Genomic DNA, 12,920 nt, shown 5'->3' with positions numbered 1-12,920 from the left:
TTCGGCCACCTCCTTCAAGATCAGCTTTTCTGTTTCCAGCCCTCGATGGCTTCCTTGAATTTATCGAAGCCGAACATGGCCGCATAGGCGGACATCAGCCCCACCACGATGGCGGCCGCCACCATGTACCAGGCGATGTCGATGCCCTTTACCGAGGCATAGGCCCCTCCCAGGGCCAGCGTCAGCGCCTCTGATACGAACAGCGCAACCAAGTTTGTGGGAATTTTGTCCCAGGTGATGCTCTTGACCACCTGCACGATGATGTTGGTCAGGATGGTGATTCCGCCAACAAGCATCAGCAGCGAGGAAATGATTTCCGCAGTCATCGATACTCCTCCTTAAATTGCCGGGCTCTCCACGGAGCCTACCGGCGTCTGTGAAACATTGGTGTTGAAATTGGCGGCCTTTGCCGTTTCAAAGGTGATGCCGCCCTCCCGGTGGTCGGATTTGCACAGGTTCAGATAAAAGCTGCACACCATGCCATGGGCGCCCCAGGGGAGCCCCACCATAGCGCCGATCCACGGAAGCGCGCCGGTGTATCCCTTGTAGACACAGTAAAAGGCCAGTAAAAAACCGCCGACAGTCACGACCCACAGCAGGGGACGAATGTCGGCGATCATCCATTTTGAAAACTGCGACAGGTCCGGCTTTCTTCCAGCTTTGCCTCTGGTTCGGCTTGTACGATTTCTCATCACGCAAGCCCCACCATCTTCGCAAGCCGGTAGAAGAGCTGGGCGGCCTGTTCACGGGTCAGCCCGGACGGCCACATCATGTTCGGCTTTCCGTCCACTGCGGTTCCGTTTCCGGCAAACAGCCCGACGCTTATACACCAGCCCCGCGCTTCCTGGGACCAGTCGCCGCAGTTGTTGTTCTGAAGACCTTTGAGATAATCCGTCATGGCGGCGGAGAACATCTCATTGAATTTTGTCTGGTCCATATCCTCGTCCTCCTCAGACAGTTTTGCATTTACCTCATCGGCGATCTGCCCGTGGCGGCTGTAAAGCCAGTCCCCTGGGCACGCCTTTGCCGCAAACCAGCGGTGGACGGTCATGTTCTGCTTATCCACCTGCCCGATCAGCGACTTGTCCCCCTTCCAGAGCAGCCGTTTAACCCCGTTTCTCTGGCAGATGTCCACCAGGAGGGCGATCAGGGACCGATAAGCCGCGTCAGATACCGGCCATCCCTGGTTGGCTCCCCCGTTGTTCGCCACCTCGATGGTAATGGCCCGGTTGTCGTTGGAGCTGGAGGAGGTGCACCAGGAGCGATTGCATTCCTCCACATAGAGTCCGATCCGGCCGTCGCTCCCGATCCCGTAATTGCTGCTGGCCTTCCGGCTTGGGCTGGCGAACAGGTTTCCGCAGCTCTCCACCGTCAAATCACCGGCCATACAGTGGATGGAGATGGTATCGATGGCGTGCTTGCGCCTACCGGAATGGTTAGGGGACAGCTTTGTGTAGGAGACCAATGGACTGTTGCTCATGGCGGCCGCCTCCTTTCCTGCAAATTGGTCGTAATACTTCTGCCCGTAGGCAGCCCGGCGGGCTTTGGCCGTCTCACTCTGGTCGGCCGGGCGTTCAAACTGGAGCAGGACCGCGTCGGAGGCAGCCCGGACAGAACTGGCAGACATCAGCATCTGCGCCAGGGAGGCGTAGCTTTCCGTCAGCTCCTTCCACAGGAACTCCAGCTGCGTCTCCAGATCGCCGATGCTCTTCTCCCTGCTTTTGGCAAAGGCCAGCAGGTTCTGCTTCCGGCTCCAGAAGGTCCACTGGGCAAGGCCGTAACCCGCTCCGTCATGGACAAAGTCGGCGTAAAGTCCGAAATCCACCTGCTGGGTGTATTCCTTGTCCGAGAGCCCCAGCTTCCTCTCATGGGTGTTCTGGAGATTGACGGGGTTCAGCCCGCTTTCGGCGTAGAGGTTTCCCATCAGTCCGGCGGCTCCGCAGTCGGAAAGCAGCTTCCCCTTCAGGAATCTCCAGATCCGTTCTTCATACATGGCGTCACCCCCTTGTGTTTCCTCTCTTCCTTCGCGCCGCGTTCAGGGCGCGGTTTTGTGCGAAAATATCCTTCTGGCTCATCTTCTTCTGCGGGCCAGTCTTGGCGCTGCATACGTTGATGAGCGTCATCAGCCGGTTCAAATGCCACTTCTGGCACTCGAAGGGGATTTGGTGGGAGATCATCCAGTAGTAGATGATCTCCGCCGTCACGATTTCCCTCCCCCGGCGGCCTCTCTGTTCCTTCGAGAAGGTGGTGGCCGTCATGGAGTCCTCGATGTAGTCCTTGACCACCGCCAGCAGCTGGGGTGTAATGGCGGTATAGACATTGGGGTCAACATTCTGGGTCAGGGTCATGCAGCGGACGTAGTCGATCTGCTCCTCCACCGTCTTCGACTTGGTGGACAGGTACGGCTTGTGCCACTTCGCCTCCCATTTTGAAAGGGAGACCAGAGAGTGCTCCAGACGAAGGGTCTGTTCCTTGGTCGTAATAAAGCAGCCGCTGTCGTCGTCATACTGCTCTGATTTAGGCACCACAAGTTCCAGCATCTCCGGCCCCCTGTTCAAACTCAGTTCTGCGGGGCGGGCGCGGGGGCCTTCTTCGGCTGCTGGATGACGCCGTTGACGAATGCGGCCGCGGCTTTGGCGTCGGTGGCCAGCTCCATGAACAGGTCGCTGTACGCGTTGGTCTGGGCGAAGGCGTCCCGGATCTCCTGATTCTTGACGAAACGCTTGCCGTCGGGGGACTTTTCGCCATAGGCCCGCAGGATGATGTCCTTGAACACGTTGATGATCTGCTTTCCGTCCTGGGCCGCGACCACGCGGTTGATCATCTCCACCAGACCGCCATCCACGGAAAGCTCCATCTCCGTCACCTCAGCGGGGGTCAGATTGAAGTAAAAGTCCTCGGTGCGGGGAACACCGTTGTAGTCCTCGTAAGTCATGGTTTTCTTCAGCATTGCAGTTTTCTCCTTTCAAAAATAAAAAGAAAGCGGAGCCCTCGGTGAATGATATGTACCCCCTTTACTGGACACCCAGTAAAGGGGGTATTATTATGCGGTACACATATGAGTACAAAAGGAAATGTGTAGAACTGTATCGAGAAGGAAAATGGCCAGAAACGCCGGAAGGTGTTAGCGATAAATCCTTTCGGGATAAAGTGAGACTATGGGTAAGAGCAGAGGATAGCCGCGGTCCAGAAGCACTGAAACACAAAAATTTCAACAGGAACTGGACACCAGAAGAACGGCTGGAACTAGTATCCCAAGTAATGTCCGGAAAATCCTGTGTGTCAGTGGCAATCGAGGCCGGTATTCAAGATAGACTATTGTATCAATGGGTTCAAAACTATAAAACAAAGGGGTATAATGGCCTGGTAGAAATGAAAAAAGGTCGTCCAAGTAAAGGGGTACCCCAAATGAAAAAGGAAGAAGCAAGGCCACTGAATGAATCCGAACGAGAAGAATTGATCCGGCTTCGGGCAGAAAACGAGTATATAAAGGCGGAGAATGAAGTTATAAAAAAAGAGATCGCCTTGAGAGAAGAGAGGCACGCAGCGCAACTCAAGGCGAGAAAGCAGCGATCATCAAAGAGCTGCGTGAAAAAGGATACCAATTGAAATATCTGTTGAAATCTATGCAGATGGCACGGTCTACCTATTATTTTGAGTTGAGCAAGGCCGATCAAGTTGCTGTTCGAAACCATTGCTTGGCAGATGAAATCAAAGACATTTTCTCACAGCATAAAGGCCGCTACGGTGTGCGAAGAGTATATCAGGAACTGATAAAGCGCGGCCACAAGGTCAATCATAAGCGGGTACAACGGCTTATGCACACTATGGGGTTGGCAGGAAAGCGCCCAAAGGAAAAGTATCATTCCTACAAGGGCGAGGTCGGCAAGGTTGCTGAGAATATCCTTGACCGGGATTTCAGCACGACAGCTCCTATGCAAAAATGGACTACCGATGTATCTCAGTTCGGTTTTTCGTGGGGGAAGTGTTATCTCTCTCCTATACTCGACATGAACACAAACGAAATCATTTCTTATGATTTATCTCAAAGTGCCAATATGGAACAGATCCAGAGAATGTTGGCCGGCGCCTTTACGAAGTTTCCCTCTGTAGATGGCCTGATCTTTCACTCTGATCAAGGGTGGCAGTACCAGCACGTGTACTTCAGGCAGGCACTTAAAGATCACAAAATCATTCAATCCATGTCAAGGAAGGGCAACTGTTACGACAATTGCATCATGGAGACCTTCTTTGGACGGATGAAAAACGAGATGTTCTACGGGCATGAAAAAGAGTATTCCTCTTTTGAAACATTTGCCAAGGCTGTTGACGGCTACATAAATTACTACAACAACGAAAGAATCCAAGAGAAAACAAAATGGATGCCTCCTACAAAATTCAGAGAGGCATCCATGTGCACCTAATTCAATTTTTTATGTGTCCAGAATTCTGGGTACATATCAGAAGAGAGCCCCGCTTTTGGGTTGGGGTGGTTAGGATTCCAGGGTCAGGTTGGTCAGCGCGTAGGTCTTGGTGACGGAGGAACCGTCCTTGGTGGAGGTCACCTTGACGCTCTGGGTGTTGTTCTTGATCAGCAGGACGATATTCTTGTCGGCGTCCAGGGTCACGGGGCCCTTGGTGCCGCCCACCAGCTCCACGGTGGTGACGGCGTCAGTCGGAGTCACGTCGAACTTCAGGGCCAGGTAATGGCCGGACTGCTCGGCGGGCTTGCTGCTGAACTCGGTGTAGCCGGTCACGTTCTTCAGCGTACCGGTGATGCTGTCCGCGCCCACCGCGACATTGGTCTGAAGGTCGGACACCTTCTTGCCGAACAGGGTGGCGTCGGCACTCTCAGGAGAGGCGGTCACAGCCACGGAAGGCTTGAGCAGCTGAATGACCTCCTCAGGCAGAGGCAGGCGGGCGTCCTGATCCTCGGTGCCGTACAGGATGTCCTCCAGGGCCTTCAGCTTGGCGGGATCGACCTTGGTGGAGGTGATGATCAGGCGGGCAGTGGGCTTGTAGCCGGGAACGTCCACGGGAGTGGTGGTGATCTCCCAGCTGGGGTTGATGGGCTCGGGGGAGTCGTTGACAGTCTGATAGCCCCGCTCAGAGGGAGAGGCCAGGCCGCCGTAGACCAGGTGCAGCTTGTAGCCGTGGTCCTGACCGTCCACATCGTTGCCCAGCTTGGTGCGGTAGCTCAGGCCGAAGACCTTGCGGTTCTGCTGGCCGGCGACCACACCGGGGGCGATCTCGGCGGAGCCGTCGCACTCCTCCCACTCATCGGGGTAGGTGTAGCACTCGACGGTCAGGCCGAAGTCCTCAGCGCCCACCAGCACCAGGTACTTGATGTTGTCGGCATAGAGGTTGTTGGGCTCCGCGCCGGAAGGGCTCTCGGTGATGCCGGTGATGCCGTTCCAGGGCACGCCCTTGTTGTAAAGGCCGGCGGAGCTGATGGGGTAAAGGACAGCGCGATCAACACCGGTTTCGTAAAAACGCTCACCGGTCTTGTCCCATACGATTCTACTCATTTCGGATTTCCTCCTTTAATAGTACAGGTTGAAAATATCGTGGTTCAGGTTGTCCGCTGTAAAATGGCGGTCATGGGTGCACATGGGCAGCATGGCGAGGCGGTGAGGGAGGTCGCTGTCCGGGTTCTTGTAGATGACCGTCACCTGGTAGTGGTCCAGCAGGCGATAAGGGGCGTTGTCCGCATGGACAGTTTCGATTTCGCTCCGCTCATAGACGATGCAGTCATACCGCATCTTCAGGTTCTCCGGCGGCTGGAAATACACATTCCCGGAGCCGAGAATGCCCTCCAGAACCGCCTGGAGCTCATAACGCCTATTCATAGTACAGCCCTCCGATGGTCAGGATCAGCCGCGGATAACCCACCTCGACCCTTGAAATTTTCCACTTCGCCCCCATGAACGTCACATACCGCATTTTGTGGAAATTCTCCCTGGCGAACGGATCGGCGACTATGCTGATCTCGTTCGCGACATTGATGTCATCGTTGAGCGACTCCCCAGACTGAAGCTGGCGTGCATTCCGGGTCAAATCGCCGTAGTACGGATACTCAACGATCTGCTCCTCATGCACGCCAGGCGCGGTCTGAATGGTCTCAGCATAGCCTACCGATCCATAAAATTTCGCCATTTTGAATCTTCTCCTCAGGGAGTGCCGGCCCCGCCGCCATCGCCGCCAGTACCGCCGGAGGCGAAGGCAGCCACGGGCTCCTCCAGAGCGATGGCGGAGTAGACGCGGGTCAGAGCACCGGACAGCCGGGTCTCGATCAGGTACTTCTGCTGGTTGAAGTCGATGTCGAACTGGTCGAACCGGGCGATCTCGCCGCCCTTGGTGGAGCCCACGGTGTAGTCGGTCAGGTTGACGAAGATGCCCAGCAGCTTGTGCTTGTGGCCCTCGTCATCCATGCGCACCAGACCCTCAAACTGCTCGGCAGTGTAGAGCTCGCCCACATTCAGGGCGGCGGCCAGGTCGGCCTTGGAGGTGTAAATGCGGCGGCCGTTCATGTCCCGGGCCAGCAGCATCACGTTGACCATATGGGGCGTGCAGAAGAAATCGGGGGTGCCGGTGCCCTTGTACTTCTCACGGGCATAGAGGGCGGCGGCGATGACTGCCTCAGCATAGATATAGTTCTCGCCGAAGCTCATGCTGGTCTTGCTGCCCTGGAGCTCGGCCTTGGCGGCCTCGATGTCCACGTCGTAGTGGATGGTGTAGAGGTCGTTGTCGTTCCAAATGGAGCGGATGTGATCCTCGGAAATCTTCATCTCATCATCCGGCTCACGGCCATCGCCCACCATGATGGCGGTAGCGACATCTTCATTGATGTTCTCCCGCATAACGGCGTACTGGTACTCCACCACATCGAAATCGGTGATGTCGATGATGTCGTCCCGGTGCAGGGCATCGGTGCGGTACACGGTCTGGGGATCGGTGGTCCGGGTGATGACGTTCATGTTGCCGGAGAGCTGCTTACGCTTGCCCTTCTGATAGCCGTGGGCCCGGATACTGTCCTTGCGGGTGTCCGCCTGGCGGGTGCGGATGCGGCTGATGGGGCTCTTGTGAACCTTGCGCATGACAACGCTCACCCAGCCCTGGTCACGAGCGACCCGCTCAGGAGCGCCGGGGCGCAGATCCTTGTAGTCGGGGAACAGGCTCTCGATGTTGTCGATGCCGTGCTTGAGTTCGTTCTGATCAGCGTAGATCTTCAGAGCAGTCCGAAGGCTACCCACGCTGCTGCTCTTGGCCAGAGCAAGAATGTCAGCGCAGTCGGAGTGGCTCAGAACGGTGTCCTGAGTGTCTTCAGTGTCGAACACATTGTGCTTCATGGTCTTGTTTCCTCCCTTAGATTTGTCGGATTTGTTGTCGGGGTCATCGGGGTCCTCTTCCTCGTCATCCTCGGCGTTGTCGTTCACCTGCTCCGCGGCGGCAGCAATCAAAGCGTACATGACCTTCTTCTGCTTCTCGTTCATGGTGTTGACAACATCCTCGATGGTCTCCTCGTCCTCGGGCTTCTCTTTGCCCTTGGACTTATCGCCATCCTTAGGTTTGTCCCCGTCTTCGCCCGCGTTGGGCTTGTCATCAGGCTTCTCCTTGGTATCGGCCTTGTGGATCAGCGGGGGCTTCTCATCGGGACGGTACAGGGAAATAGGCTCGTAAGCGGACAGGATCATCTCCTGCTCACCGCCTTCCCCATGAGCCATGTCCACGAAGTCAATGAAGGCGCCGGGATTCGCACCGGCCACTACCAGGCTGACCTCGCGGATGTCGCCGTGCATGACGTCCTTGTTCGGCGTCTGCTGGAGCCCATTGGCATAGATGGAGAGGGACACAATGTCCCCGTGCTGCACCAGCTCCTTGGCCGCTTTGCCGCTCTCACTCTCGTTGAACGTGCAGTATGCATAGACGCCGTCCTTGCGGTTCTCCAAGAGGGCGTGGCCCAGGATGTTGGTGGGTTCGTTGTGCTGGTGGTTCCAAACAAGAGGAACCGTCTTCCCGTCGCAATGCTCGAATGCGTTGTGGCGAATGGTTCGCCCATCAGCGCAGACAAGATCGTTTCGGGTAGCCCAGCCACTAAAGTCAAACTTCAGATCCATTTTGAACATTTCCTCCTTCGGATTCAGATGGTGGCTGTTCGCCCTCCCCTTTCGGGGCGCTTAGGTTACTGTTCCGGAGCTCGTCCGCCTTGGGGTCCTTCGACGGCTTCATACCGATCTTCTGCCGGATCTCGTTGGAGGTCATGATCTCATTGCGAGTCATCTTGTCGGCGATTTCGGCGATGTCGTTGATGGGCACCAGCCTGAACGGGTCTCTGAAGAACAGGATCGACTGCTTCTGTGACCGAGCAGTTTTGGTGAGGAATTTCCTCTTCATTTCGTCAACAATGGCGGACAGGATGGGTTCGATGGTCCGGTTGTCGTAGTTCAGCTTCGTCCGGTCATCAGCAGTGCCGTCCAATATCCCCTGGGTGATTCCCAACTGGCTGTAAAGCATACTCGTCAGGTATTCAATCTGGGACATCAGATTGTTGTCGATGGGCCGGTTCAGCTGCACCACATGCTCCGTGCCGTCGGTGTAAGCGACGCCATACTTGGAGCCGGACAACTGTTCCTCAATATCTCTACGGCGTTTTTCCGCCTGTTGACGTCTCGCTTCCGTCTTGATGACGTAGGGGAGCTGGATGATCAGATTGAGCTTTCCGGAGCCGCTCTGTTCGTCGATGGCGTCCAGAATGTTCAGCTTCCGGATCAGCCGCTGCATGGTGGAGTTGGGCTCGTTCATGATTGCGAAGAACGGGTTCTCCACCAGGGCCACTGTGCTCTTGGGCAGGATGATGTCCTGCTTTTCACCCCGCTGCTCGTTATAGACCCGCAGCTTTACGTGCTGTGGATACCATTCCAGGACCTTGCCGACCCGCAGCTTCTCGATTTTGTAGGAGCCGTTTTCCGGGTCGATATCGGTGTCCGTGGGCACGATGGCCACGCAGCCCTCGTCCAGCATGGACATGACCACGTCCTGGATAAAGGCCCGTCCGGTCTGGTCCAGATTCGCCTCCAGGGACAAGCAGGAATTCAGCGAGGAGTCGATCACCTCGGTAAACCGCCCGTCCTCATCCAGCCTCGCGTGCTGGATGGCGATGGAGGACGCGTCCAGCGCGATCCGGTTGTAGACCGATGTGATGATGGACCGCTCATTGCCCCGGCTGAAAATGGGCCGGTCCGGACGGTAGGAGGAGCTTGGGCCAAGCGGGTATCGGAACCCAAAGGTTTCGTTACCCAAAAAAGCGTTCCAGGCATGTTTCAGCCTGGAACCAAATGCAATTTCCATAATCTCTCACCTCCAGTCCGCGCTTGATGAAATTATGTCGTTGCTCTGTGTGTTGAATTTTGGGCATAAAAAAATCCGCAGACCCGGTTAAGAGTCTGCGGCATGGTCCATGGGATTACAGTTTCTTCATGTCTCCAGGACTGAGGTTGCTTCTCATGGGGTTGGTCCCATAAATCTGTCCATCGTCTGTGACGAGATACTGGGCAGGGGCTGTCAGTCCCGCTGTGATAGACTGGGTGTTAAGAACGATGCCATTCGGCTTGTCCCAATACCCGACAACCGCCTTATCGGGGAACTGCTTTGCGAAAATAACAATGGCTTCCTTTACGGTCATGTTTATCCTCCCTCTTTACATCTTTTTAGGTCGTTCAACCGCGGCCAAGGCATAGGTGGTTGGCTCGCAATTATCAAGGCGGTTATATGTGATGGTTTTCAGATTGACAAAGTCCATGAACGATCTGGTTTTCGACGGAGATTGAGTAATCTCTTCTCCGCTCTGACCGTCATAGATTCGAGTTCTGCCGCCCTCATTCTTCCAGAAAAGACTATGCTTACCCCCGAGTTTCCAAGCCACGGTCAGATTGCCATAGGACCCGTCGCCGGTCTGCGAAAGCGTATCGAGAACGGCTTGCCCCGACTTTTTCCTTCCCATTTTGACCTCAGGGGAATTGAAAGTGGCTTTGAAAAAGTCATCAGAAAAGAATCCATCACTGACTTTTGTCGCCTGCACGTCATATCCCTTCTCTCGAAGGGCCATGGCGGTTGTGCAGAAGGTGCAATTCATGGTGGTGCCCAAATCAGGATAATCCGGATTGGTTACTTTGACGCTCTCTTCCGCTTTCATCTTCCGGGGGAGGCGGGGGCACTCGTCAAAGTCTTTAATATCCTTCTCCCGGTTGAGCCTATCCAGCTCTTTCATCCGGCCTTTCCGCAGCATTCGGTTTTGTACCGCTTTCACGGCGAGAACAGCGGCAAATGCGGAAACATATGTAACCGCCTGGATTGCGAGATCTTCATTTACAGAACCGGTCAATTCGGAAACCTTTTTGGAACCCACACTCTTCAGAAAAGAATCAACCCCGTCCTGCTGGTTCTGACTATACCGTTCTTTTCCGGCTTTTGTCAATGTACCATCCTTGTTCTGGTAACGACGTACGCCCCATTTCATACCCTTGACGCCGTAGTGCATCAGGTATTCTTGGGGAGAAAAAGGTTTGTCGTAAGGACCCATACTTTTCCTCCTTCGCTTAGTGGGCGTAGTACGCTCTCAGCCGTTTGTTCTCCCTGCTCGTCTTTGCCGCCAGTAAACCATTGACAATCGTTCCGCCGATCGCGATGGTCGATGCGGCAATATTGGCAACCTCCTGGTTGTTCAGTTGGTTCGCGAGAAGTCTGGACACCACGGTGCTTCCAGCAATGATAACGCCCTCGGCCAAATAGGTCGCTTGGGTGTTTCCCGAAATAGTTTTTCCACTCTGGTAAAGCTTCTTTCCTTCATCGGCCAGTTTGTCGGTTTTCAGCTTTTCATAAGCGTTTTCCATTTTACGCTTCTCGGTCTTAACAGCGCTCTTGGCATCCTTGACCTGCTGACGGGTAGCTTGACCGGATTTGTAGGCGGCCCTGGTTTCGTCTGCTTTCGACTTAGCGGTTTCGTAGTCCGACTCCGCTTTGCGATACCGTTCCAGACCCTTGCGGGTGTAAGAACCGTCGTAGTTCTGGTAGCGTCTTACGCCCCATTTCATACCCTTGACACCGTAGTGCATCAGGTACTCCTGCGGGGAGAGAGGCTTTTCATAGGGCTTCATAGTACCCCCCCCCCTTTTTTATTCAAATGCTTCTGGATTGTGCTTATAGGCCACATACGCATCCATCATGGCCGCCACAGCGTCGATTTTCTGGTCGGACCGTTTCTTCAGCAGCTTCCGGTTTCCATTGGTGTCCTCCATGGTGATGCAATTTCCCATGGAGAAGGTGAGCAGCTCCTCGTCAAAGAGCAGCATACGCTCTCCGGCCAGCTTTTTCAGCTCGCCCAGAGGGACAGATTCCGTCCGGGAACCCTGTCGGACCACTTCTACGCCGAAGGGGCCGTTTTCATCTGTCCACCGCTTGATGAACTCCTGGGCGTTGTATGGGTCGTAGCCAAAGCAGCGCACGTCATAGCCCCGGTTGATGATGTGCTCGTCCAGGTCATCGTAGACCTGCATCATGTCCAGAACAGTACCCTCCATGACGATCAGGCTCCCCTCCGCCATGAAGTCCTCATACTTCACCCGCATGGCCGCCGGCAGCTTGTGCAGGGTCAGCGATGTGATGTAGTTTCGGGTCTTGACGCCAAAGGAGCCATCCCGAAGAGGAAACAGGAAGGTAAAGGAGCAGAAGTCGTCGCCCTGGGAAAGGTCTGCCCCCAGGGAGCAGGGCATCTGCCAAAATCTCTGCCGGCGATGGGGGAGAGTCTCCTCATAGGTGAAGTAGTAGGTGTAGCCCTCCATGGGCAGCCCGAACCGCTTTGCCAGCATATCGTTGCGGGTGGCGGGGGCCGTTTCTGCCCGGTCAACGTCCTTCTGGTAGGTCTCGTAGGTCACGGTCTTTCCCAGATTGGGGTTTGCCTTGATCCACATGCCCGGATAGGCGACCTCTTCCACGGAGTCCAGCTTGTACCACCAGATGGACACGTGCTCCTGGGGAGGGCCGATACCCTGAAGAATGTTCATCAGCTCCATTTTGATGGTATCGCCCGCTCCGTTTCGGACCGTGCCCTCGGAGCTGGTGGCGATGATCAGGTAGTCGTCCAGCTTGGATGCGCCCTGCTCAATGGCACCGATGACATCCTCCCGGGCGTCCGCCGAAGAAAGCCACTCATCCACCGTGGCCACTTTGCAGCGGAGTCCCTGGAGCTTGTCCACCGACATGGGACGGACCTCCACCAGGGAGCCGGAGATGAAGTTCTCGATCCCCTTCTTTGTAGAGGCCAGCTTGACGCGGTTGGCTCTGGAGCCGGTGGTGTTCTGCAAGGAACCCTCGGTCATGAACTGAAACACAGGGCCTCTCGCTCTGGTGATGGCGGTCTTGATGGGGTTGACGATCTCCTCCGCCTGCTTCATGGTGGGGGCCGTCGTGATCTGATGGGTCGTCGAGCCGTCCACCACACAGAAATAGGCCTGGATGCAGGAGTCGTAGAGGGACTTGGCCGCGCCTCTTCCCACAATGAGGTACTGCTTCTTGGTCAGCCGCTGCTTGACCCGCTTCGTCACATACCGGCCGCCCCGTCCATCCGGGTTCGGCACATAGACAGAGCGGTCGTCGAAATAGTACCATCCAAACACCTGTTCGCCCCAGAGCTTGAAGGTATCCAGAAGATGCAGGTCGGAGCCATCAGTTAGGGTCAGCTCGTTCTCGCAGAACTCAATCCATCCCTCCACCGCCCGGTCATCGTAGTAATATCCCGGTGACTCGATCAGGCGGTCGATCCGCCACATCTCCATCGCCACTTCCTTGCAGACGTGAATATCCCCTCGGAGAACGGCGTCCCGAAATGCTCCATAATAACGGGGGACGGCGGTGTTGGATAACAT

16 protein-coding genes are annotated in these 12,920 nt (G+C 55.6%); 2 read left to right on the top strand and 14 right to left on the bottom strand.

The window, feature by feature from the left end:
* Positions 1-20: 20 nt before the first annotated feature.
* Genes E0E29_RS09695 through E0E29_RS09670 form a run of 5 tightly spaced genes read right to left on the bottom strand, consistent with a single transcriptional unit; the run spans position 21 to position 2,950 of the window.
* Positions 21-326 carry a hypothetical protein gene (locus tag E0E29_RS09695; protein WP_024723657.1) on the bottom strand — a complete coding sequence of 102 codons (306 nt, stop codon included), beginning with the start codon at positions 324-326 and terminating at the stop codon, positions 21-23.
* A 12-nt stretch (positions 327-338) separates the two neighbouring features.
* Positions 339-692 carry a hypothetical protein gene (locus E0E29_RS09690; RefSeq protein WP_024723658.1) on the bottom strand — a complete coding sequence of 118 codons (354 nt, stop codon included), beginning with the start codon at positions 690-692 and terminating at the stop codon, positions 339-341.
* A complete protein-coding gene (locus E0E29_RS18190) occupies positions 692-1,993 on the bottom strand; it encodes a phage tail tip lysozyme (RefSeq protein ID WP_165449863.1) in 1,302 nt (433 codons plus the stop codon). The genes E0E29_RS09690 and E0E29_RS18190 overlap by 1 nt, the downstream gene beginning before the upstream one ends.
* Positions 1,994-1,997: 4 nt before the next feature.
* Entirely contained in the window at positions 1,998-2,540 is a 543-nt protein-coding gene (locus E0E29_RS09675; RefSeq protein WP_024723660.1) for a hypothetical protein, read from the bottom strand.
* A gap of 20 nt (positions 2,541-2,560) precedes the next feature.
* Complete coding sequence (locus E0E29_RS09670; RefSeq protein WP_024723661.1) at positions 2,561-2,950, bottom strand: hypothetical protein; 390 nt, start codon at positions 2,948-2,950, stop codon at positions 2,561-2,563.
* A gap of 95 nt (positions 2,951-3,045) precedes the next feature.
* Between E0E29_RS09670 and E0E29_RS09665 the strand changes: the two genes are divergently transcribed.
* Complete coding sequence (locus E0E29_RS09665; protein WP_009261600.1) at positions 3,046-3,609, top strand: helix-turn-helix domain-containing protein; 564 nt, start codon at positions 3,046-3,048, stop codon at positions 3,607-3,609.
* Positions 3,573-4,424, top strand: a complete 852-nt coding sequence (locus tag E0E29_RS09660) for an IS3 family transposase (protein WP_117460204.1) — start codon at positions 3,573-3,575, stop codon at positions 4,422-4,424. The genes E0E29_RS09665 and E0E29_RS09660 overlap by 37 nt, the downstream gene beginning before the upstream one ends.
* A gap of 69 nt (positions 4,425-4,493) precedes the next feature.
* Here the strand turns inward: E0E29_RS09660 and E0E29_RS18720 are convergent, their stop codons facing one another.
* The 9 genes from E0E29_RS18720 to E0E29_RS09610 all read right to left on the bottom strand — a co-directional run bounded on the left by E0E29_RS18720 (position 4,494) and on the right by E0E29_RS09610 (position 12,920).
* Positions 4,494-5,528, bottom strand: a complete 1,035-nt coding sequence (locus tag E0E29_RS18720) for a hypothetical protein (protein ID WP_242622446.1) — start codon at positions 5,526-5,528, stop codon at positions 4,494-4,496.
* A 15-nt stretch (positions 5,529-5,543) separates the two neighbouring features.
* Positions 5,544-5,849 (bottom strand): hypothetical protein, encoded by a 306-nt coding sequence (locus E0E29_RS09645; protein WP_130849675.1) that lies wholly within the window; start codon positions 5,847-5,849, stop codon positions 5,544-5,546.
* Complete coding sequence (locus E0E29_RS09640; protein ID WP_130849674.1) at positions 5,842-6,156, bottom strand: DUF7253 family protein; 315 nt, start codon at positions 6,154-6,156, stop codon at positions 5,842-5,844. The genes E0E29_RS09645 and E0E29_RS09640 overlap by 8 nt, the downstream gene beginning before the upstream one ends.
* Positions 6,157-6,170: 14 nt before the next feature.
* Entirely contained in the window at positions 6,171-8,117 is a 1,947-nt protein-coding gene (locus tag E0E29_RS09635) for an HK97 family phage prohead protease (protein WP_130849673.1), read from the bottom strand.
* Entirely contained in the window at positions 8,101-9,348 is a 1,248-nt protein-coding gene (locus E0E29_RS09630) for a phage portal protein (RefSeq protein ID WP_024723665.1), read from the bottom strand. The genes E0E29_RS09635 and E0E29_RS09630 overlap by 17 nt, the downstream gene beginning before the upstream one ends.
* Positions 9,349-9,463: 115 nt before the next feature.
* The gene (locus tag E0E29_RS09625) at positions 9,464-9,682 is read right to left on the bottom strand and encodes a hypothetical protein (protein WP_024723666.1); all 219 of its coding nucleotides are present in this window, start codon (positions 9,680-9,682) and stop codon (positions 9,464-9,466) included.
* 15 nt (positions 9,683-9,697) lie between these two features.
* A complete protein-coding gene (locus tag E0E29_RS09620; RefSeq protein ID WP_130849672.1) occupies positions 9,698-10,579 on the bottom strand; it encodes a DUF7211 domain-containing protein in 882 nt (293 codons plus the stop codon).
* Between the two features lie 16 nt (positions 10,580-10,595).
* Entirely contained in the window at positions 10,596-11,153 is a 558-nt protein-coding gene (locus E0E29_RS09615) for a DUF7211 domain-containing protein (protein ID WP_119345248.1), read from the bottom strand.
* Between the two features lie 18 nt (positions 11,154-11,171).
* Complete coding sequence (locus E0E29_RS09610; protein ID WP_130849671.1) at positions 11,172-12,920, bottom strand: terminase TerL endonuclease subunit; 1,749 nt, start codon at positions 12,918-12,920, stop codon at positions 11,172-11,174.

It is taken from the genome of Intestinimonas timonensis (assembly GCF_900626145.1).
GTDB lineage: Bacteria > Bacillota > Clostridia > Oscillospirales > Oscillospiraceae > Intestinimonas > Intestinimonas aquisgranensis.
This window is presented reverse-complemented; position numbering and strand designations above follow the sequence as displayed.

Excerpts from the sequence above, each read along its gene's own strand:
- E0E29_RS09695 (WP_024723657.1), bottom strand. The coding sequence starts at position 326 with ATGACTGCGGAAATCATTTCCTCGCTGCTGATGCTTGTTGGCGGAATC.
- E0E29_RS09690 (WP_024723658.1), bottom strand. The coding sequence starts at position 692 with ATGAGAAATCGTACAAGCCGAACCAGAGGCAAAGCTGGAAGAAAGCCG.
- E0E29_RS18190 (WP_165449863.1), bottom strand. The coding sequence starts at position 1,993 with ATGTATGAAGAACGGATCTGGAGATTCCTGAAGGGGAAGCTGCTTTCC.
- E0E29_RS09675 (WP_024723660.1), bottom strand. The coding sequence starts at position 2,540 with ATGCTGGAACTTGTGGTGCCTAAATCAGAGCAGTATGACGACGACAGC.
- E0E29_RS09670 (WP_024723661.1), bottom strand. The coding sequence starts at position 2,950 with ATGCTGAAGAAAACCATGACTTACGAGGACTACAACGGTGTTCCCCGC.
- E0E29_RS09665 (WP_009261600.1), top strand. The coding sequence starts at position 3,046 with ATGCGGTACACATATGAGTACAAAAGGAAATGTGTAGAACTGTATCGA.
- E0E29_RS18720 (WP_242622446.1), bottom strand. The coding sequence starts at position 5,528 with ATGAGTAGAATCGTATGGGACAAGACCGGTGAGCGTTTTTACGAAACC.
- E0E29_RS09645 (WP_130849675.1), bottom strand. The coding sequence starts at position 5,849 with ATGAATAGGCGTTATGAGCTCCAGGCGGTTCTGGAGGGCATTCTCGGC.
- E0E29_RS09640 (WP_130849674.1), bottom strand. The coding sequence starts at position 6,156 with ATGGCGAAATTTTATGGATCGGTAGGCTATGCTGAGACCATTCAGACC.
- E0E29_RS09635 (WP_130849673.1), bottom strand. The coding sequence starts at position 8,117 with ATGGATCTGAAGTTTGACTTTAGTGGCTGGGCTACCCGAAACGATCTT.
- E0E29_RS09630 (WP_024723665.1), bottom strand. The coding sequence starts at position 9,348 with ATGGAAATTGCATTTGGTTCCAGGCTGAAACATGCCTGGAACGCTTTT.
- E0E29_RS09625 (WP_024723666.1), bottom strand. The coding sequence starts at position 9,682 with ATGACCGTAAAGGAAGCCATTGTTATTTTCGCAAAGCAGTTCCCCGAT.
- E0E29_RS09620 (WP_130849672.1), bottom strand. The coding sequence starts at position 10,579 with ATGGGTCCTTACGACAAACCTTTTTCTCCCCAAGAATACCTGATGCAC.
- E0E29_RS09615 (WP_119345248.1), bottom strand. The coding sequence starts at position 11,153 with ATGAAGCCCTATGAAAAGCCTCTCTCCCCGCAGGAGTACCTGATGCAC.
- E0E29_RS09610 (WP_130849671.1), bottom strand. The coding sequence starts at position 12,920 with ATGTTATCCAACACCGCCGTCCCCCGTTATTATGGAGCATTTCGGGAC.